The organism is Streptomyces sp. NPDC041122, assembly GCF_055592445.1.
This window is the reverse complement of the sequence record NZ_JBVIYQ010000011.1, coordinates 202,371-221,618: the sequence shown is the minus strand read 5'-3', so window position 1 is coordinate 221,618 and position 19,248 is coordinate 202,371. Positions and strand designations below refer to the sequence as shown.

Sequence of the window (19,248 nt, the reverse complement as noted above, 5' to 3'; positions counted from 1 at the left end):
CGTTGTGGAGACGACCCCGCCGCGTCGGTACGGACGGCGGAAGATCGGCGATCTGGGACGGCACCCTACCCGGCGGTACTGCCGTCAGAAACCCTCGCGTCGCGCGCGGCCGCCACCGTGAGCCGACGCCTGCGCCACAGCACCAGCGGGACGGCCCCGGCCAGTCCGAGCGCGGCCGGCGCCGCGCTGGAGAGCGCGTTGATGCCGGGCTGGTCGAAGGTGTCCGGCTTGGGCAGGGTCGCCCAGCGGGTGGGCGGCCAGGCGATCACGATGGCGCGGCCCACGACGTTGTCCACCGGGACGGCGCCGCCGCCGGGCTGGTTCTGGTGGTAGCGGGAGTCCAGGGAGTTCTGCCGGTGGTCACCCATGACCCAGATTTTGCCCTTGGGTACCGTCACCTTGAACTGGCCGCCCTGGTCGTCGACGCTGCAGGGGGTGTTGCCCGCGAAGACGTACGGCTCGTTCAGCGCCTTGCCGTTGACCTTCACCGGGCCGGTGCCCTTGCACTCCACGGTGTCGCCGCCGACGGCGATGACGCGCTTGATGAGGTCCTTCTCGTCGGCGGACGGCATCAGGCCGACCCAGCCGAGGACCCGCTGGACCGCGTTCGGATCCGGCGTGGGCTCGCCGTCCAGCCAGTGGCCGGGGTCCTTGAAGACGACGACCTCGCCGCGCTCGGGCTCGGAGCCGAACCACGGCGTCAGCTTGTCGACCAGGACGCGGTCGCCCTGCTGCAGCGTGTTCTGCATCGAGTCCGACGGGATCGAGAACGCCTGGACCAGGAAGGTCTTGATGACCAGTGCCAGGACCAGGGCGATACCGATGAGGAGCGGAAGCTCCTTCCAGAAGGAGCGGGGCTTCTTCTGCCGCTTGCCGTCCCGCTCGTCCGCCGCGCCGTCGCCGGCCGCGGCGTCATTCCCGGGGGTGGCACCGCCCTCTGCGGCCGCGACGCCCGGCTCGTCGGATCGCTCCGGCCGCTCCTCGGGCCCCTCGTGTCCGGATCGTGCGCCGACCGCCAAATCCCCCACATCCACTCCTCAGTCCGTGCCGCTGCCTGCCCCAGATGCGATGCAGGCCCACCACTCCCATAACGAGCGGGAGTTCCGCAGGGGTCGGGAGCCGGATCAATCCATATCGATCGCCGGGGGCCACCCTATGCGACGCACCTGTGACGGTGTCCGACGCCGTACGCGCGTCGGGTACCGACGCGTACGTCTCCGGCTCCTCCAGTTTGCGCCAGTGGCCGAAGGGCCAGGCGATGACCATCGCGCGCCCGACCACCTGGTCCTCGGAGACGGTGCCGTGGAACTTCTCGGTGCGGTGGAAACGGGAGTCGGCCGAGTCGCTGCGGTGGTCGCCCAGCATGAAGAGGCGGCCTTCGGGGACCTTCACCTCGAACGCGAAGGCCGACGGCTTGTCCCCGGGGTGGATGTACGGCTCGTCCAAGGGGACGCCGTTGACGGTGACCTTGCCGTTCTTGTCGCAACACTTGACGGTGTCACCACCGACGCCGACCACGCGCTTGATCAGGTCCCGTTCGCTGTCGGACGGCAGCAGACCGATCTGGGTCAGGCCCTCCTTGAGCTGCTTGACGACCACCGGGTCGTCCTTCTTCTTGCCCTGTTCCTCTTCGAGCCAGTTGCCGGGGTCCTTGAAGACGACGACGTCGCCGCGCTCCGGCTTCGAGCCGAACCACGGGGTGAGCTTGTCGACCAGGACCCGGTCGCCGATGCGGATCGTCTGCTCCATGGAGCCCGACGGGATCACGAAGGCCTGCACCAGGAAGGTCTTGAGGACCAGGGCTATCAGCAGCGCCACGCCTATGAGCAGCGGCACTTCCTTGATCGCCGAGCGTCGTCTGCGCCGCTTGACCTTCCGCGCGAGCTTGCGCCGGTCGGCACGGCCGGGCAGGACGGGTCCGTCGGTGGGCCTCGATCCGGTGGGCAGCCGGGTGTCCGCCCGGTGGCCGGAGGCGCGTGTCCGTCCGCGGTTACCCATGCGCGCCGCCCGGGTCCGGCACGCGCGCGTAGCTGTCGGGCCGCTCCAGGGAGGTCCAGTGGCCGATCGGCCAGGCGATCCAGTCGGCCCTGCCGATGACCTCGTCGACCGGGATCATGCCGCCGCCCGGCTCGCCGAGGTGGTCCCGGGAGTCCCGGGAGTCGCTGCGGTGGTCGCCGAGGAGGAAGAGACTGTCCTCGGGGACGACGACGTCGAAGGGCACCTGGGAGGGCGCGTTGCCGGGGTAGAGGTACGGCTCGTCGACGGGCTCGCCGTTCACCTTGATCCTCCCCCGATCGTCGCAGCAGACCACCCGGTCTCCCCCTGTGCCCACGACCCGCTTGATGTAGTCGGCGTCCCCGAAGTAGCCGTTCCCGTCGAAGACGACCGCGTCACCCCGCTGCGGCTCGGAACCGAAACGGTACGCCAACTTGTTGACGAGCACCCGGTCCCCGGAGCGGAAGGCGGGCTCCATCGAGCCGCTCGGAATCTGGAAGGGCTGCATCACGAAGGTGCCGACGAGGAGCAGGATGCCCACGCACAGCAGGAACGTCAGGGTGAGTCCGCCGCCCGGCAGCCGGTCGGTCAGCCACGCAAGAACGGAGCGCGACCGTTCCTCCGGCTCCTCGGCTGCCTCGGCGACGTGCGGGACGTCTCCGGAGCCGGAGGGTGGGGAGGAGCGGTCGCGCTCCGTGTGCTGTGCTTCGGTGTCCATCGGGGCCAGATGTTATCCGGCTCCGCTGTGGACCCGTGCGGGAGCTCAGCGCTCGCGCTTCTCCTTGATCTTCGCGGCCTTGCCGCGCAGCTCACGGAGGTAGTACAGCTTCGCGCGACGCACGTCACCGCGGGTGACGAGCTCGATCTTCTCGACGATCGGGGTGTGCACCGGGAAGGTGCGCTCCACGCCGACGGAGAAGGAGACCTTGCGGACCGTGAAGGTCTCGCGCACGCCGGCACCCTGGCGGCGGATGACTACGCCCTTGAACTGCTGCACACGGGAGCGGTTGCCCTCGATGACGCGGACGTGGACGTTGACGGTGTCACCCGGGCGGAACGCGGGGACGTCGCTGCGCAGCGACGCGCTGTCGACGGAGTCGAGCAGGTTAGCCATGATCGTCTGCTTTCTTCACTGATGCCACAGGTCATCAGCGGTACGGGGAGATGAGGATTCGGTAGCTGATCGCGTCGGGCGGGCGTCATTCCCCCTGTGGCAGGGGCGCACGCTGGACGTACAGCAGCGGCCTATTCTTCCATGGCCTCGGGGTCTCGCCCAAATCGGCCGTCCGGACCCGGCCGCCACCCCAGGATCGAGAGCATCTCGCGATCCTTCTTGTCGAAGGCCCCGGGGTCGCACCGCTCGATGAGGTCGGGCCTGTTGCGGACGGTGCGGCGCAGCGCCTCGTCCCGCCGCCAGCGCGCGATCTTGCCGTGGTGGCCGCTGAGCAGGACGTCGGGGATGCCGTGCCCGCGCCACTCGGGAGGCTTGGTGTAGACCGGCCCCTCCAGGAGGTTGGCCATGGCGCCGGGGGCGAAGGAGTCGTCCTGGTGGGACTCGGCGTTGCCCAGCACGCCGGGCAGCAGCCGGGCCACGGCCTCCGTGACGACGAGGACGGCGGCTTCCCCGCCCGCGAGGACGTAGTCGCCGATGGAGACCTCGTAGACGGGCATGCGGGTCGCGTACTCGTCGGTGACGCGGCGGTCGATGCCCTCGTAGCGCGCGGGCGTGAAGACCAGCCAGGGGCGCTCGGAGAGCTCCACGGCCAGTTCCTGGGTGAAGGGGCGGCCGCTGGGCGTGGGGACGACCAGTACGGGCCCGTGGGCCCCCGCCTCGTACCCCTCGGCGAGCACGTCGTCGAGGGCCGCGCCCCAGGGGTCGGTCTTCATGACCATGCCGGGGCCGCCGCCGTAGGGGGTGTCGTCGACCGTGTTGTGCCGGTCGTACGTCCACTCCCTGAGGTCGTGCACCCGGACGTCGAGCTGTCCGCGCGCGCGTGCCTTGCCCACGAGGGAGACGTTCAGCGGTTCCAGGTACTCCGGGAAGATCGTGACGACGTCCAGCCGCATTACGCCTCGTCCCGCGTGGAGGCGACCTCGGCGCGGTCGTCGATGAGCCCGGGCGGCGGGTCGATGACGGCCTTCTGCTCCTCCAGGTCGACCTCGACGACGATCTCCGCGACGAAGGGGACCATCACCTCGCTGCCGTCGGGCCGCTCCACGATGAAGAGGTCCTGGGAGGGCAGGTGCGAGATCTCGGTGATGCGGCCGACCTCGGTGCCGTCCGTGGTGACCACGTCGAGGTCCATGAGCTGGTGGTCGTAGAACTCGTCCTCTTCCTCGGGGAGTTCTTCGGGGTCCACCTCGGCGATCAGCAGGGTGTTGCGGAGCGCCTCGGCGCCGGTGCGGTCACGCACGCCCTCGAAGCGCAGCAGGAGGCGGCCGCTGTGCACCCGGCCGGTCTCGATGGTCAGCGGGCCGGTGGCGGCGGGGTCGGTGGCGAGGACGGCGCCCGGGCCGAGCCGCAGCTCCGGCTCGTCGGTGCGGACCTCGACGGTGACCTCGCCCTTGATGCCGTGGGCACGGCCGATACGGGCGACTACCAACTGCACTGCGTTTCTCCTCATCCAACGACTACGGGCCGGGGAAGGCCCTGGAGCCCTCCCCGGCCCGAGCCGGTGCTGCTGTGGTTCAGCGAACCTGGTCCACGTCGACGAGGTCGACGCGGACGCCGCGGCCACCGATGGCGCCCACGACCGTACGCAGGGCGCGCGCGGTGCGGCCGTTGCGACCGATCACCTTGCCGAGGTCGTCGGGGTGGACCCGGACCTCGAGTACGCGCCCGCGGCGCAGGTTGCGCGAGGCCACCTGCACGTCGTCGGGGTTGTCGACGATGCCCTTCACGAGGTGCTCGAGAGCCTCCTCGAGCATGCTCAGGCCTCGGCGGACTCGGTGGACGCGGCTTCGGCCTCGTCCGCCTTCTTGTCCGACTTCTTGGCCTTCTGGGTGATGGCTTCGCCCTTGGCGTCGTCGCCCTCGAGACCCTTGGTGAAGGCCTCGAACGCGGCGCGCTTGTCCTTGGGCTCGGCGACCTTCAGCGGCGCCGGGGCGGGCAGGCCCTTGTGCTTCTGCCAGTCACCGGTGAGCTTCAGGATGGCCATGACCGGCTCGGTCGGCTGGGCGCCGACGGACAGCCAGTACTGGGCACGCTCCGAGTTGACCTCGATGCGCGAGGGGTTCTGCACCGGGTGGTACAGGCCGATCTCCTCGATGGCCCGGCCGTCACGGCGGGTACGGGAGTCGGCGACGACGATGCGGTAGTGAGGCGAACGGATCTTGCCCAGACGCTTCAGCTTGATCTTGACTGCCACGGGAGTGGTGTCTCCTGGTCTTGACGTGGGTGGGCACAACAGTGATGCCGCGTGGGGTTGCGGTACTCGAGTGCCCGATGGACGCGTCAGCCGGAGGAGAGAGGGGTCCTGTGCGACTGTCGAGTACAGCTAGCCATTGTGCCATACGTCGGCGGGGCGCCCGAACCCGGTCCGGACGCCCCGAGCCTGCTCAGCCCACGCCCACACCGACCACGTCGGGGATGCGGAACGGCTTGCCGCAGCCGCCGCACATGATCGGCGCCTGCGCGAGCACCGACGGGACCACGCGGACGTTGCGCCCGCAGTCGCAGACCGCCTTCACGCGCACGCCGCCCCCGGAGGAGCCGTGCCGTGCGGCCGGCCCACGGAAGCTGCGCGCGGTGTCCGCCGTCGTCGCCGCGGTGTGTGCCTTCAGCGCGCGCTGGAGGCGTTCGATCGTCGGGCGGTAGCGCTTCTTGGCCTCGGGGTTGAGCGTGACCAGCGAGAAGCCGCTGCTGGGATGCGGTTCCTCGGGGTGGTCCAGGCCCAGCTCCTCGGCGATCGAGAGGAATCTGCGGTTGTGGTATCGGCCGGCACGTGAGGTGTCGCGTACGCCGCGCGAGGCGGCGATGCCATGGACTGCTTCGTGCAGCAGTCGCTCGAAGGAGAGCTCGGCGCCACAGGCGGACGACGACTCTCCGATCAGGGATTCGGGCGCGGCAAGGTCGGGCAGCTCGGGGTGGTGCCGCTGAATGTCGGCCCACGCCTGTGCCAGCTCTGCGGCGAGAACAGGTGGTGTCGTGCTCACGTCGTGACAACGAGCCGAGTGCCCTCGGGGTTCCATTCCGGGGCATCCCAAATAATTTGCACGTACCCGTCAGTTGCCGTTGATGCGTCAAGACGAGGGCGGGTGCGCTGATCTGCGGAGAAGCCTCACAGCTCACACCAAGCCGGTACGTAGTGGCGCGTACGCCCCAGCGCGTAGGTCATGTCCTCACGCCGGGGCGCATGGTGCGCGGACGGGCGGACGGTCCGGGGGTGTGCGCCGGACGCGGCGCCGCGTCCCTCAGTAGGAGCGGGCCACGAGAGCGACGTTACCCGGGGCGTCGTCGGCCTCCGGCACCGCCCCGTCCGCGGCGACCAGACACCGTACGGTGACGGCGTGCTCGGCCAGCCTGGCCTCGCCTTCCTCACCCAGCGCGGCCCACGGCAGCCGCGCCCAGCCGCCGGCGGCGGTGGCCTCCACCGCCTCCTCGACGGTGCCGACGTCCGCCGTACGGGACTCGCGGCGGGCCCTGGCCTGGCTCAGGAGCAGCGCCTGGTCCTCCTCGAGGAAGGTGGGCAGCAGGCCGGCGAGGGCGTCCAGGGCGACCGGCTGCTTGTCCTGGCCGGGGATGCGGCGGGCCAGCACGGCGGTGCCGTGCTCCAGGTCGCGCGGGCCGACCTCGACGCGTACGGGAACGCCCTTGAGCTCCCAGTCCACGACCCGCCGCCCGAAGGGGACGTCGACGCGGTCGTCGACCTGGACGCGGACGCCCGCGGCCGTCAGCCTCCGGCCGATCTCGTGGACCTCGGCGAGCACCGCGTCGTCGCCCTTCACCGCGATGACGACCACCTGGACGGGCGCGAGCCGGGGCGGCACGCGCAGGCCGCTGTCGTCGCCGTGCATCATCACCAGGGCGCCGACCATCCGCGTCGTACTGCCCCAGGAGGTCTGCCAGACCAGCTCCTGGCTGCCCTCCCTGGAGAGGTACCGGATATCGAAGGCGCGGGCGAAGTTCTGCCCGAGCTCGTGGCTGGTGCCGAGCTGGAGGGCCTTGCCGTCGCCCATCATGCCTTCGAGGGTGAGGGTGTTGACGGCGCCGGCGAAGCGCTCCTTGGCGGTCTTGCGGCCCAGTACGAAGTCCATGGCGAGGACGTCGCGCATGAAGTCGCCGTAGACGTCGCGGTGGATGCGGGCGGCGAAGTCGCGGGCCTCCTCGTACGTCGCGTGGGCGGTGTGGCCCTCCTGCCACAGGAACTCCGACGTGCGCAGGAACAGGCGCGGGCGCATCTCCCAGCGGACCACGTTGGCCCACTGGTTGATCAGCAGCGGCAGGTCGCGGTAGCTCTGCACCCACTTGGAGAAGTACTCGTTGACGATCGTCTCCGAGGTGGGACGGATGACGACCGGTTCCTCCAGCTCCTTGCCGCCGCCGTGGGTGACGACGGCGAGCTCCGGGGCGAAGCCCTCGACGTGCTCCGCCTCCTTCGTCAGGTACGACTGCGGGATGAGGAGGGGGAAGTACGCGTTCTGGGTACCCGTCGCCTTGATGCGGGCGTCCATGTCCTGCTGCATCCGCTCCCACAGGCCGTACCCATACGGTCGGATCACCATGGTGCCGCGCACCGGCCCGTTGTCGGCCAGCTCGGCCTTGTGGATCAGGTCCTGGTACCAGCGCGGAAAATCGTCCGCCCGGGGCGTGAGCACGGGTGTCTTGGGCATGGCGCGCATGGTAGGGGCGGGCCTCGCGGGAGGGGGAACCCTTTTCCTCCACAGGGGCGCACGACGGTGGCACGCAAGCATTGGCACACAACCCCACACAACCCCTGGACTCCACGACGGATGCGGAGTTCTCTGGCATACGGGGGGAGTGCGAGCGCACTGCACGGGGGCGGATGAACCGTTGGATTCCGGCACGGCACTTAACTCTCGTTGGATTGGGGCGCTTTCGATGACACCAACACTCGTGCAGACGCACCTCCCCCACGCGGGCACAGCGCCCCGTGTGGACCGGTGTGCACGCGCGCGTGACTGGGCGGAGATCCAGGAACGGATGCTGGTCCCGCTCTATGAAGCGGTGTACGAACGGCTCGAAGTAGGCACAGGGTCCCGGCTGCTCAGCCTCGGCTGCGGCTCCGGACTCGCCCTGCTGATGGCGGCCTCGCGCGGGGCCGGGGTCACCGGCGTCGACCCGGCGCAGCCCGAACGGCTCGCTCTCGCGCGCGAACGCCTGCTGTCGGACACCGCGGAGGACGCACGCGCGCGCGCCGACGCCCGCCTGGTCGAAGGAGGTCCCGCGAACGCGGCGGACTCGGAGCTGCCCACGTACAACCTCGTCACCGCCTTCCAGCCGATCGGGTGCACGGCCGGTGACTCCGAAGGGCTGTCCGACCTCCTGGAGGCGGCGGCGCCGCTCGCCGGGCACGGCAGCCCGGTGGTGCTCGTCGGCTGGGGGCCGCCGGAGCGCTGTGCGACGTCCTCCGTGCTGCGGGTGGCGACGAAGCTCGCCGACCCCCTGCGGAGCACCGGCAGCTGGCGTCCCGCGCTCCGGGACGACCTGGAGGAGGTGGCCCACCGGGCCGGGCTCAGGCCGGACGGTTCGGGCCGGGTGGCCTGTCCCTTCGGGTACGCGGACGTGGCGAGCGCGGCGCGCGGGCTGCTGTCGACGGGGCTGTTCGACGCGGCGATACGCGCGACGGACCAGGCGCAGGTCGACAAGGAGCTGACGGAGGCGCTCCATCCGCATCGGCGCGGGGACGGGACCGTCTGGATGCCGAACATCTTCCGCTACCTGATCGCCCGCGTCCTTTAGAACCCCGCCCAAGGCCGTCGGGCCCAGCCCCGTCCGGGCGTCAGCCGTCCTGCTTGGCCATCCGCGTGATGCCCGCCACCCGGTACGCCTGCGCCTCCTCCAGGGTCTCGTTCTCCAGCAAGGCCGCCGCCAGCGCGTCCAGTTGGTCCCGGTGTTCGCGCAGTTGCCGGCAGGCGCTCTCGTAGCACTCGTCGACGATCCGCCGCATCTCGCCGTCGATGGTGTCGAGGGTGCCGGGGGCGGCCGCGAGCCCGTACGCCTGCTGGGCGTCGCTCGGCAGGGCGGAGAGGCGGCCGACGAGCTCGCTCATCCCCCAGCGGCCGACCATGCCGCGGGCGATGTTGGTGACCTGCTCCAGGTCGTTCTCGGCGCCGGTGGTGATGACTCCGTAGACGACGTGTTCGGCGGCCATGCCCCCTAGGGCGCCGATGATGCGACCGCGGAGGTACTCCTCGGTGTAGGCGTACTTGTCGGAGTCCGGGGTGGAGAGCGTGACGCCGAGCGCGCGCCCGCGCGGGACGATGGTGATCTTGCGGACCGGGTCGGCGCCGGGCTGCAACATGCCGAGCAGGGCGTGGCCGCTCTCGTGGTACGCGGTGCGCCTGCGCTCGTCCTGCGGCATCACGAGCGGCCGCTCGGCGCCGAGCTGCACCTTCTCCATGGCCTCGGAGAGGTCGGACTGGGTGACGGCGTGCTGCTTGCGCTTGACGGCCACGAGGGCGGCCTCGTTGGCGAGGTTGGCGAGTTCCGCGCCGGTCATGCCCGGTGTCGTACGGGCGACCTGGGCGAGGTCGACGTCGTCGGCCAGGGGGATGGACCGCGTGTGGATCTTGAGGATGGCCTCGCGGCCGCCGCGGTCGGGCGGCGAGACGTTGACGACGCGGTCGAAGCGGCCGGGCCGGGTGAGGGCGGGGTCGAGGACGTCGGCGCGGTTGGTGGCGGCGAGCACGATGACGCCTTCCACGCCGGAGAAGCCGTCCATCTCGGTGAGGATCTGGTTCAGCGTCTGCTCGCGCTCGTCGTGGCCGCCCATGCCGCTGCCGCCGCCGCGGGCGCGCCCGATGGTGTCGATCTCGTCGATGAAGACGATCGACGGCGCGACCTTGCGGGCCTCGGCGAAGAGTTCCCGTACGCGCGAGGCGCCCACGCCCACGATCATTTCGATGAACTCCGAGGCGGAGGCCGAGAAGAAGGGCACGCCGGCCTCGCCCGCGACGGCGCGCGCGAGCAGCGTCTTGCCGGTGCCGGGCGGGCCCGCGAGCAGCACGCCGCGAGGCATCTTGGCGCCCATCCTGCGATAGGCGTCGGGGTTCTTCAGGAAGTCGACGACGTCGTTGAGCTCACCCTCGACCTCGTCGATGCCCGCCACGTCCTCGAAGGTGGTCCGCCGGCCACCCGGTTCCAGTTCGACCGGCTTGGGCGGCGTCTTGCGCCCGAGCATGCCGCCGGCGCCGCCCATTCCGGCGCGCATCCGCCGGGCGATGAAGATCCACAGCACCACGAGCAGCAGCATCGGGGCGAGTGAGATGAGCAGGTTGGAGAGGAAGCTGCGCTCCTGCACCACGGGTTCGGCGGTGACCGTGACCTTGTGCTCGGTCAGGTCGTCCCAGAGCTTGTCGTCGGCGAAGGCGGGCCGCTGGGTGGTGAACTTGGTGTACTTCCCCGAGTCGCCGTCCGGCTTGGGCTGCTCCTTCTTGAGCTGCCCCTGGATCGCGTCGCCCTTGGAGTAGATCTTGGTGACGTTGCCGGCGTCGACCTGCTTGCTGAACTCCGTGTACGAGATCGTCGGCTCGTCCCCGTCGTTGAAGAAGGACAGGACGAGGTTGGCGATGAGGTAGACGATCAGCGCCGTCAGGATGAGGCTTCCCCAGCCGCCCGGCATCTTCTTCCTCGGCGGCGGAGTGGGGGCGGGCGGCGGCGCGCCCTCGGATCGCCACGGCCGGTCGGGCGTCCGGCGCGGCGGCACGGGGTTGCTCATATCCGGACGTTACGTCAGAAGTACGGCAGGGGCACCCGCTGCTCCCGGCGGCAGAACGCCGCGGGGCGTCCCTCCCGGAGGGACGCCCCACACCCGTACGACACGACGGTTCCCGCGCACCGGCGGGACCCACGGACCGGTCTCAGCCCATGAACTTCTTGAACTCGTCCGGCAGCTCGAAGTCCTTGCCGGGCTGTCCGCCGGGGAGGCCGAAGGCGCCGCCGGCCTGAGCCGCCTGCTCGCGCCGGGCGGCCTCCTCCTGCTCCTCCTGCTTGCGCTTCATCGGGTTGCCCGACTTCCGCTTGCCCTTGGCCTGCTTCTGCTTCTTCTTCTGCTTGCCGGGGCCGCCGCCCATGCCCGGCAGCCCGGGCATACCCGGCATGCCGCCGCCCTGGGCCATGCGGGACATCATCTTGCGGGCCTCGAAGAACCGCTCCACGAGGTTCTTCACGGCGCTGACGTCGACGCCGGAGCCCTTGGCGATACGGGCGCGGCGCGAGCCGTTGAGGATCGTCGGCTCCTGACGCTCGGCGGGCGTCATCGACTTGATGATGGCGGCGGTACGGTCCACGTCCCGCTCGTCCAGATTGTTGATCTGATCCTTGATCTGCCCCATGCCGGGCATCATGCCGAGCAGCTTGCTGATGCTGCCCATCTTCCTGACCTGCTCCATCTGGGCCAGGAAGTCGTCGAGCGTGAAGTCCTGCCCCTTCTTGGAGGCGAGCTTCGAGGCCATCTTCTCGGCCTCTTGCTGCGAGAAGGTCTGCTCGGCCTTCTCGATCAGCGTGAGCATGTCGCCCATGCCGAGGATGCGGGACGCCATGCGGTCCGGGTGGAACGCGTCGAACTCGTCCAGCTTCTCGCCGTTCGAGGCGAACATGATCTGGCGCCCGGTGACCTGCGCGATCGACAGCGCGGCACCACCGCGGGCGTCACCGTCGAGCTTGGAGAGCACGACGCCGTCGAAGCCGACGCCGTCCCGGAAGGCCTCGGCCGTGTTGACCGCGTCCTGACCGATCATGGCGTCGACGACGAAGAGGACCTCGTCCGGGCTGACGGCGTCGCGGATGTCCGCGGCCTGCCGCATCAGCTCCTGGTCGATGCCGAGGCGGCCCGCGGTGTCGACGATGACCACGTCGTACTGCTTGGTCTTGGCGAACTCGATCGAGTCCTTGGCCACCTGGACCGGGTCACCGACGCCGTTGCCCGGCTGGGGCGCGTAGACGCCGACGCCGGCGCGCTCCGCGACGACGCTCAGCTGGTTGACGGCGTTGGGGCGCTGGAGGTCGCAGGCGACGAGCAGCGGCGCGTGGCCCTGCGCCTTCAGCCAGAGGCCGAGCTTGCCCGCGAGGGTCGTCTTACCGGCACCCTGCAGACCCGCCAGCATGATGACGGTCGGGCCGGTCTTGGCGAACCGCAGGCGTCGGGTCTCACCGCCGAGGATACCGATGAGCTCCTCGTTGACGATCTTGATGACCTGCTGGGCGGGGTTGAGGGCCTGGGAGACCTCGGCACCGGCCGCGCGCTCCTTGACCTGCTTGATGAAGGCGCGGACGACGGGCAGGGCGACGTCCGCCTCGAGCAGGGCGATGCGGATCTCGCGGGCCGTGGCGTCGATGTCCGCCTCGGACAGGCGGCCCTTGCCCCGGAGGTTCTTGAATGTCGCTGCGAGGCGGTCGGAGAGAGTATCGAACACGGCGGTCGCGAATCCTCGGGTCGGGGAAAAGGGGACAGGTCGCCTTCCAGAGTATCGGTCGCCCACGGGTGCCCGGGGCTGTGGGCGGACTTGTCCGTCCCTCGGGCTTCCCGGTCTCCCCTCTACGGTCACGACAGCCCCGCCGGTGCGCGGTGGACACCTCCTGCCCACCCCGCGACGCGGGGGCGTCCCCCGAGGCGTGCGACCCCCTCCTAAGACGCCCCCGCCGGCCCCCGCAACGCCCCCTCCACCTCCCTCGCCACACCCGCGGCCCGCTCCCCCGCCAGCGGCGCCCCGTCCACCCCCGTCACATAGAACGCGTCCACCGCGTTCGCCCCCAGCGTCGACACATGCGCACTGCGCACCCGCACCCCCGCCGCCTCCAGCGCCCGCCCGATCCGGTGCAGCAGCCCCGGCACGTCCCGGGCCCGCACCTCGATCACCGTCGCCGAGCGCGACCCCGCCCGCGCCACCGTCACCCGCGCCGGCGGCGCCACCGTCCCGCGCCGGCGCGGGTACGCCGCCTCCCGTTCCGCCAGCCGCGCCTCGATGTCCAGCGCCCCGTCCAGCGCCCGCGCCAGATCCGCCCGCAACCGCGTCACCTGCGGCAGCGACCCGTACTCCGCCGCGACCCGCCAGCTCAGCAGCAGGACCGACTCCGCGCCGGCGGACGCACCCGACGGCAACGGCACCCCCACCTCCCGCAACTCCGCCGCCCGTACCGTCAGCCGGTGCACCGCCAGCACCCCGGCCACCGCCGCCAGCACACCCGGCTGATCCCGCACGGCGACCGTCAGCTCCGCACCGAGCGGCTCGGCCCCCGCGCCGCCCTCGGCCTGCGCTTCCCCGCCCTCCGCCCGCAGCCCCACCACGGGACCGCTGGTCCGGAAGGCCTCCACCACCAGCCGCTCCTGCTCCGCGGTCGGCGCCGCCTCCTCCCGCTCCGGCTCCACCGGCGCGTCCCCGCTCAGCGCCCCCGCCACCCGCTCGACCAGATCCGCGACCAGCGAACCCCGCCACGCCGACCAGGCCGCCGGCCCGGTGGCCAGCGCGTCCGCCTCGGTCAGCGCGTGCAGCAGCTCCAGCGTCCCGACGGAGCCCACCGCCTCGGCCACGCCGCGTACCGTCGCCGGATCGTCGAGGTCGCGCCGGGTCGCCGTCTCCACCAGGAGGAGATGGTGCCGGACCAGACACGCGACGACCGCCACATCGCCCGCGTCGAAGCCGATCCGCGCCGCGACGTCCCGCGCGATGACCTCCCCGGCCACGGAGTGGTCCCCGGGCCACCCCTTCCCGATGTCGTGCAGCAGCGCGGCCACGAGCAGCAGGTCGGGCCGCCCCACCCGCCGGGTGAGGTCGGCGGCCCGTACCGCCGTCTCCACGAGGTGGCGGTCGACCGTCCACGTGTGGACGGCGTTGCGCTGCGGACGGCACCGCACCCGCTCCCAGTCCGGCAGCATCCGCGTGATCAGCCCCTCGGCCTCCAGCGCCTCCCACACCTCGACGGTCGGCCGCCCCGCGCCCAGTAGTGTCACGAGCTGCTCGCGCGCCTCCGCGGGCCACGGCGTGGGCAGCGGCCGCGTCGTGGCGGCCAGCCGGCGCACGGCGTGCAGGGACAGCGGGAGGCCGGCCTGCGCGGCGGCCGCGGCGGCCCGCAGCGGCAGGACGGGGTCCCGCTCGGGTCGGGCCGCCCGGGCGAGCACCGCCTCGCCTTCCTGCTCGACGACCCCTTCGGCCAGCGGGGACCTCTCGGCGCCGGCGTCGCCCCCGCGCCGTACGCCTGCCCCGGTCCGGCCGCCGAGCATGGCCCGCAGCCGCGGCCGCCCGGCCCGCGCCCGCAGCACGCGCCCGACCTCACGCCAGGTGACGTCACCGGCGTACGCGACGACGCGCGCCGCCTCGTACACCTGCCGCAGCAGGGTGTCGGCGTCGAGCAGCCCCAGTCCGGCGGCGACCTGGTCCTGCTCCTGGAGGGCGAGCCGGTCGGTGGCCCGGCCGGTCGCCAGGTGCAGCGCGTCCCGCACGTCGAGGAGCTGCCCGCGGGCGTCGGCGAGACCCTCGCGGGGCGCGTCGGCGAGCCAGGAGGCGGCGACGGCCCGCAGCGCGGTGGCGTCGCGCAGTCCGCCCCTGGCCTCCTTGAGGTCGGGTTCGAGGAGATGGCTCAACTCGCCCTGCCGCTCGGCCCGTTCCTCGCACAGTTCGCGCAGCTCGGGCAGGCGACGCACCGCCTGGTCGCGCCAGTCGGCGAACACGTCCGTGCGCAGCGCGGCGGTCAGCGCCGGGTCCCCGGCGACGTGGCGGGCGTCGAGGAGCCCGAGGTGCACCTTGAGGTCCTCGCCCGCGGTCTTCCTGGCCTCCGCGGGCGTCCGCACGGAGTGGTCGAGGGCGATGCCGAGGTCCCAGACGGGGTACCAGAGGCGGTCGGCGAGCGCCGCGACCTCCGCGCCGTCCGCCGTGCCGTCGTGCAGCAGGAGCAGGTCGAGGTCGCTGCGCGGCGACAGTTCGCTCCGTCCGTAACCGCCCACCGCGACGAGCGCGGCGCCCCGCGGTGCGCCCGCGGGGGCGCCGGCCGAGAAGAGCCCGGCCAGCCACTCGTCGGTGAGGTCGGCGAGCGCGGCACGGCGCGGCGGCCCGGACCGCGACTCCTCGTGGAGGAGCCGCAGCCGGGCCGCCGCGTAGCCGCCGGATCCGGAGTCCTCCGGTGTCGTCTCGGTCGATGCGTCCACACTCGTCACCCAGCAGCTCCCGTTCGGTCCCGCACAGTTCCGTTCCGTCCCGCCCCGCCCCGCCCCCCGGTTTCGTTCCGCGCGCCGCCCTCACCGGCGCCCGTGCCTCACAGCGCGTCGGGGCCGCGCTCCCCCGTGCGCACCCGGACGGCCGTGTCGACCGGCACGCTCCACACCTTGCCGTCCCCGATCTTCCCCGTACGGGCGGACTTCACCACGACCTCCAGGAGCTGTTCGGCGTCGTCGTCGCCGACGAGGACCTCGATACGGATCTTCGGCACGAGGTCGACGGTGTACTCGGCCCCCCGGTAGACCTCGGTGTGTCCGCGCTGCCGTCCGTAGCCGCTGGCCTCGGTGACGGTCAGGCCGTGGACGCCGAAGGCCTGCAGCGCCTCCTTGATCTCGTCGAGCCGGTGCGGCTTGACCACCGCGGTGATGAGCTTCATGCGTCCACCTTCTTGTTCGTGTGGCCCTGAGCCTGGGTTCCCGTGCCGCCGAGGCCGCCGGCGCCGTCCGTGAGCGGGGCGGGCACCGCCGTACGCCCGACCGTTCCGCCGCCCGCCCCGCCGAAGTCGTAGGCGGTCTCGGCGTGTTCGACCTGGTCGATGCCGGTGACCTCGTCGTCCTCGGCGACCCGCATCCCGAGCGTCCTGTCGATGAGGAGGGCGAGCAGCGCGGAGGCGACCAGGGAGTACGCGAGGACGGCGCCGACCCCCGCGAGCTGCTTCCACAGCTGGTCGAGGCCGCCCCCGTAGAAGAGGCCCTGCGCCTTCGACTGCCCGCCGCCGGTGGCGAAGAAGCCGACGAGGACGGATCCGACGACGCCGCCGACCAGGTGGACGCCGACGACGTCGAGCGAGTCGTCGTACCCGAACCGGAACTTGAGCCCGACGGCCATGGCGCACAGCAGGCCGGCGACGGCCCCGATCGCGATGGCGCCGAGCGGCGAGCAGGAGCCGCCGGACGGGGTGATGGCGACGAGCCCGGCGACGGCGCCGGAGGCGGCGCCCAGCGTGGTGCACGCGCCGTGCCGGAGCTTTTCGTAGCCGAGCCAGGCGAGCATGGCGGCGGCGGTGGCGACCTGCGTGTTGACGAACATGAGCGCGCCCACGCCGTCGTCGTTGCCCAGCCACGAGCCGGCGTTGAAGCCGAACCAGCCGAACCACAGCAGGGCCGCGCCGAGCATCACGAGCGGCAGTGAGTGCGGCCGCATCGGGTCCTTCTTGAAGCCGACGCGCTTGCCGATGACGAGGATCACGCCGAGCGCCGCGGCACCGGCGTTGATGTGCACGGCCGTGCCGCCCGCGAAGTCGATGACGCCGAGCTCGAAGGCCCAGCCGCCCGCGCCCCACACCCAGTGCGCGACGGGGAAGTACACGACGGTGGCCCACAGGGCGATGAACAGCGCCCAGGCCGAGAACTTCACGCGGTCCGCGAGGGCGCCGCTGATCAGCGCCGGGGTGATGACCGCGAACATCAGCTGGAAGACGGCGAAGACGTAGACGGGGATGGTGTAGCCGTCCCAGAGCTGGTTGATGCCGAGGCCGCTGAGCCCCACGTAGTCGCCGTCCCAGCCGACGAGGCCGCCGTGGTCGGTGCCGAACGCGGCGGAGAAGCCGTAGAGCACCCAGAGAAGGGTGACGATCCCCAGGCTGATGAAGCTCATCATCAGCATGTTCAGGGTGCTCTTGACGCGGACCATGCCTCCGTAGAAGAAGGCGAGTCCCGGCGTCATGAGCATCACCAGGGCGGAGCAGATGAGCATGAACCCGGTGTTGGCGGCAGACAGCTCGGGGGCGTCTGCGGCGATCGTGATGCCTGGGGGCATCGGCGTCTCCTCGTCGTCGTATGCGGCCCGTGCGGGCGAGGCGGGTGCGGAGCCGAGGGGCCCCCGCTCGGGGAGCGCGGGGCTGTGGGCCGGTCGTGGGCCAGACATTGGCGCAGCGCCGTTTCGGCGGGCGCCCCTCGGTGTTTCGCCGCAGTGACGAAGAGGTCGTGCGTGTTACGCGGTCATGAACTGCCGGGTCGCGGCGGGTGCGGATGCCGCCCCGGTGGGGCGCACGAGAACCGGCCGCGGCGGCCATCCGGATGACCTGGCATGGGGGAGCCGAGTCGGGCTGTTCGGGATGGTCCTGCCGCGGCCGGGGCCGGTCGTGCCGGTGGTCAGCCCGCCTCCGCGGTCTCCGGCATCTCGATGGCGAGCCGTTCGGTGATCTCCACGACCTCGGCGACGTCCCCGAAGTCCCGGACGGCCGTGTCGACGGTCTTGCGCAGGCGGGTGTTGACCCGCTCGGACCGCACCTTCTTGGCGATGTCGAGGGCCTGTCCGGCGAGGACCGTGCTCTGCTCGGGCTCGCGCTGGAGCAGGTGCACGGTGGCCATGCCGATGAGGTTCAGCGCGTACGAACGCTGGTGCTCGGCGTCGCGCTCGAAGAGCTCCACCGCGCGGTCCATGACGGGTTCGGCGAGCGAGGCGTAGGTCGGGCTGCGGCCCGCCACGTAGGCCAGGTCGCGGTAGGAGTGGGCGTTCTCGCCGTTCAGCTCGGCCTCGGAGAAGAAGCGGATCCAGTCCGGCTCGGGGCCGCCGAAGTCCTCGGCGTCGGCGAAGGAGTCCTCGGCCATCCGCACGGCCCGTTTGCACTTGCCGGGCTGGCCCATGCTGGCGTAGGCCCGGGCCTCCATCGCATACAGCATGGCCTGGGTGCGCGGGCTGGCGCAGTCCCGGCTGCCGTACTGCGCGAGGTGGACGAGTTCGAGCGCGTCGTCGGGCCGGCCGAGGTGGATCATCTGGCGGCTCATGCTGGAGAGGATGTACGACCCGAGGGGCTTCTCGCCGGCTTCCTTCGCGGCGTGCAGGGCGAGGACGAAGTACTTCTGGGCGGTGGGCTGGAGGCCCACGTCGTAGCTCATCCACCCGGCCAGCTCGGCCAGTTCGCCCGCGACCTTGAACAGGCGCCGGGAGGTGGACTCGGGCTGGGGCTCCTGCAGCAGGTCCGTCACCTCGTGCAGTTGCCCGACGACGGCCTTGCGCCGGAGCCCTCCCCCGCACTGGGCGTCCCACTGGCGGAACATCACCGTGGTGGACTCGAGCAGGTCGAGCTCGGGCTTGGAGAGCCGGGACGTGCGGCGCTGGGCGGATCCGGGGTCGGCCTCCGGCGGCGGCGCGGTGGACTGCGGGGGGACCAGCCAGCGCTGCATCGGCTCGATGAGGGCGGGTCCCGCGGAGAGCGCGAGCGAGGTGCCGAGGAAGCCCCGCCGGGCGAGCATCAGGTCGCTGCGCGAGAACTCGCTGATGAGCGCGACCGTCTGCGGTCCGGTCCAGGGCAGGTCGACGCCGGAGGAGGCGGGGGTGCGGTGCGCGGCGCGCAGGCCCAGGTCCTCGACGGCGACGACGCAGCCGAACCGCTCGGAGAACAGCTCGGAGAGGATGCGGGGAATCGGCTCGCGCGGATTCTCGCCGTCCAGCCAGCGGCGCACCCGTGAGGTGTCCGTGGAAATGTGGTGCGCGCCCAACTGCCGCGCTCTGCGGTTCACTTGGCGCGCCAGCTCGCCCTTCGACCAGCCGCTGCGCACGAACCACGACGTGAGCATCTCGTTCGGGCGCTTCTCAGCGTTCGCGCCGCCTCCGCCGTTGCCGCCCACTGGAACGCCCCCATCCCTCAAGCCACTTGTGCGTTGTCCACGCCAAGCCCTAACAGAATGCCGCGTCCTGCGGCGGTCCGTCCGGAGAATGTCACCCGTCGAACAGGAAACCGACTTGCCTCCGGCATACCCACGAGTGCTCGAACTCCCAGGGCCATGTACCGAAAGTAATCCTACGATCACCCCTCCCGCGAGGGCGATCCCGGAAACGCCACCATTCGCCACCCCTTCGAATGAACTCCCGGGCCGCCACAAGCGATTCACTTGACATAGGACGAACGAAAGTGGG

17 protein-coding genes are annotated in these 19,248 nt (G+C 71.5%); 1 reads left to right on the top strand and 16 read right to left on the bottom strand.

Annotated elements, in window-relative coordinates:
- Positions 1-65: 65 nt before the first annotated feature.
- The 10 genes from lepB (ACZ6B8_RS34050) to proS form a co-directional block, all read right to left on the bottom strand.
- A complete protein-coding gene (gene lepB / locus ACZ6B8_RS34050; protein WP_471086543.1) occupies positions 66-1,028 on the bottom strand; it encodes a signal peptidase I in 963 nt (320 codons plus the stop codon).
- The gene (lepB, locus tag ACZ6B8_RS34045; protein WP_471609670.1) at positions 913-1,998 is read right to left on the bottom strand and encodes a signal peptidase I; all 1,086 of its coding nucleotides are present in this window, start codon (positions 1,996-1,998) and stop codon (positions 913-915) included. The genes lepB (ACZ6B8_RS34050) and lepB (ACZ6B8_RS34045) overlap by 116 nt, the downstream gene beginning before the upstream one ends.
- Complete coding sequence (gene lepB / locus ACZ6B8_RS34040) at positions 1,991-2,713, bottom strand: signal peptidase I (RefSeq protein ID WP_471086537.1); 723 nt, start codon at positions 2,711-2,713, stop codon at positions 1,991-1,993. Before lepB (ACZ6B8_RS34040) ends, lepB (ACZ6B8_RS34045) begins: the two co-directional genes overlap by 8 nt.
- 45 nt (positions 2,714-2,758) lie before the next feature.
- Positions 2,759-3,109, bottom strand: coding sequence for a 50S ribosomal protein L19 (rplS, locus tag ACZ6B8_RS34035; protein WP_355811736.1), 351 nt, complete (start codon positions 3,107-3,109; stop codon positions 2,759-2,761).
- A gap of 131 nt (positions 3,110-3,240) precedes the next feature.
- Positions 3,241-4,062: a tRNA (guanosine(37)-N1)-methyltransferase TrmD gene (gene trmD, locus ACZ6B8_RS34030; protein WP_471086533.1), complete on the bottom strand. Its 822-nt coding sequence runs from the start codon at positions 4,060-4,062 to the stop codon at positions 3,241-3,243.
- Complete coding sequence (gene rimM, locus ACZ6B8_RS34025) at positions 4,062-4,604, bottom strand: ribosome maturation factor RimM (protein WP_471086530.1); 543 nt, start codon at positions 4,602-4,604, stop codon at positions 4,062-4,064. The genes trmD and rimM overlap by 1 nt, the downstream gene beginning before the upstream one ends.
- A 79-nt stretch (positions 4,605-4,683) precedes the next feature.
- On the bottom strand, positions 4,684-4,923 hold the full coding sequence (locus ACZ6B8_RS34020; protein ID WP_014176063.1) for an RNA-binding protein: 240 nt from the start codon (positions 4,921-4,923) through the stop codon (positions 4,684-4,686).
- A 2-nt stretch (positions 4,924-4,925) separates the two neighbouring features.
- The gene (gene rpsP / locus ACZ6B8_RS34015; RefSeq protein ID WP_471086527.1) at positions 4,926-5,363 is read right to left on the bottom strand and encodes a 30S ribosomal protein S16; all 438 of its coding nucleotides are present in this window, start codon (positions 5,361-5,363) and stop codon (positions 4,926-4,928) included.
- 190 nt (positions 5,364-5,553) lie between these two features.
- Positions 5,554-6,150: a hypothetical protein gene (locus ACZ6B8_RS34010; RefSeq protein WP_471086525.1), complete on the bottom strand. Its 597-nt coding sequence runs from the start codon at positions 6,148-6,150 to the stop codon at positions 5,554-5,556.
- Between the two features lie 258 nt (positions 6,151-6,408).
- Positions 6,409-7,827, bottom strand: coding sequence for a proline--tRNA ligase (proS, locus tag ACZ6B8_RS34005; RefSeq protein WP_471609669.1), 1,419 nt, complete (start codon positions 7,825-7,827; stop codon positions 6,409-6,411).
- Between the two features lie 229 nt (positions 7,828-8,056).
- Here proS and ACZ6B8_RS34000 point away from each other — a divergent pair, with 229 nt between their 5' ends.
- The gene (locus tag ACZ6B8_RS34000) at positions 8,057-8,917 is read left to right on the top strand and encodes a class I SAM-dependent methyltransferase (protein WP_471609668.1); all 861 of its coding nucleotides are present in this window, start codon (positions 8,057-8,059) and stop codon (positions 8,915-8,917) included.
- Positions 8,918-8,957: 40 nt separating this feature from the next.
- Here ACZ6B8_RS34000 and ftsH read toward each other — a convergent pair whose 3' ends face one another.
- The 6 genes from ftsH to nsdA all read right to left on the bottom strand — a co-directional run bounded on the left by ftsH (position 8,958) and on the right by nsdA (position 18,959).
- Entirely contained in the window at positions 8,958-10,895 is a 1,938-nt protein-coding gene (gene ftsH / locus ACZ6B8_RS33995; RefSeq protein ID WP_471086519.1) for an ATP-dependent zinc metalloprotease FtsH, read from the bottom strand.
- Between the two features lie 142 nt (positions 10,896-11,037).
- Positions 11,038-12,591 (bottom strand): signal recognition particle protein, encoded by a 1,554-nt coding sequence (gene ffh, locus ACZ6B8_RS33990; RefSeq protein WP_471086517.1) that lies wholly within the window; start codon positions 12,589-12,591, stop codon positions 11,038-11,040.
- Between the two features lie 212 nt (positions 12,592-12,803).
- Positions 12,804-15,326, bottom strand: coding sequence for a [protein-PII] uridylyltransferase (locus ACZ6B8_RS33985; RefSeq protein WP_471609667.1), 2,523 nt, complete (start codon positions 15,324-15,326; stop codon positions 12,804-12,806).
- 98 nt (positions 15,327-15,424) lie between these two features.
- The gene (locus tag ACZ6B8_RS33980) at positions 15,425-15,763 is read right to left on the bottom strand and encodes a P-II family nitrogen regulator (RefSeq protein ID WP_471086511.1); all 339 of its coding nucleotides are present in this window, start codon (positions 15,761-15,763) and stop codon (positions 15,425-15,427) included.
- Positions 15,760-17,145 (bottom strand): ammonium transporter, encoded by a 1,386-nt coding sequence (locus tag ACZ6B8_RS33975; RefSeq protein ID WP_471609666.1) that lies wholly within the window; start codon positions 17,143-17,145, stop codon positions 15,760-15,762. The genes ACZ6B8_RS33980 and ACZ6B8_RS33975 overlap by 4 nt, the downstream gene beginning before the upstream one ends.
- 335 nt (positions 17,146-17,480) lie before the next feature.
- Positions 17,481-18,959: a transcriptional repressor NsdA gene (nsdA, locus tag ACZ6B8_RS33970; protein WP_471609665.1), complete on the bottom strand. Its 1,479-nt coding sequence runs from the start codon at positions 18,957-18,959 to the stop codon at positions 17,481-17,483.
- Positions 18,960-19,248 lie beyond the last annotated feature (289 nt).

What these genes read in the sequence shown, in the direction of transcription:
- ACZ6B8_RS34020 (WP_014176063.1), bottom strand. Translation starts at nt 4,923, where the DNA reads ATGCTCGAGGAGGCTCTCGAGCACCTCGTGAAGGGCATCGTCGACAAC.
- proS (WP_471609669.1), bottom strand. Translation starts at nt 7,827, where the DNA reads ATGCCCAAGACACCCGTGCTCACGCCCCGGGCGGACGATTTTCCGCGC.
- rplS (WP_355811736.1), bottom strand. Translation starts at nt 3,109, where the DNA reads ATGGCTAACCTGCTCGACTCCGTCGACAGCGCGTCGCTGCGCAGCGAC.
- ftsH (WP_471086519.1), bottom strand. Translation starts at nt 10,895, where the DNA reads ATGAGCAACCCCGTGCCGCCGCGCCGGACGCCCGACCGGCCGTGGCGA.
- ACZ6B8_RS33980 (WP_471086511.1), bottom strand. Translation starts at nt 15,763, where the DNA reads ATGAAGCTCATCACCGCGGTGGTCAAGCCGCACCGGCTCGACGAGATC.
- ACZ6B8_RS34000 (WP_471609668.1), top strand. Translation starts at nt 8,057, where the DNA reads ATGACACCAACACTCGTGCAGACGCACCTCCCCCACGCGGGCACAGCG.
- lepB (WP_471609670.1), bottom strand. Translation starts at nt 1,998, where the DNA reads ATGGGTAACCGCGGACGGACACGCGCCTCCGGCCACCGGGCGGACACC.
- lepB (WP_471086537.1), bottom strand. Translation starts at nt 2,713, where the DNA reads ATGGACACCGAAGCACAGCACACGGAGCGCGACCGCTCCTCCCCACCC.
- trmD (WP_471086533.1), bottom strand. Translation starts at nt 4,062, where the DNA reads ATGCGGCTGGACGTCGTCACGATCTTCCCGGAGTACCTGGAACCGCTG.
- ACZ6B8_RS33975 (WP_471609666.1), bottom strand. Translation starts at nt 17,145, where the DNA reads ATGCCCCCAGGCATCACGATCGCCGCAGACGCCCCCGAGCTGTCTGCC.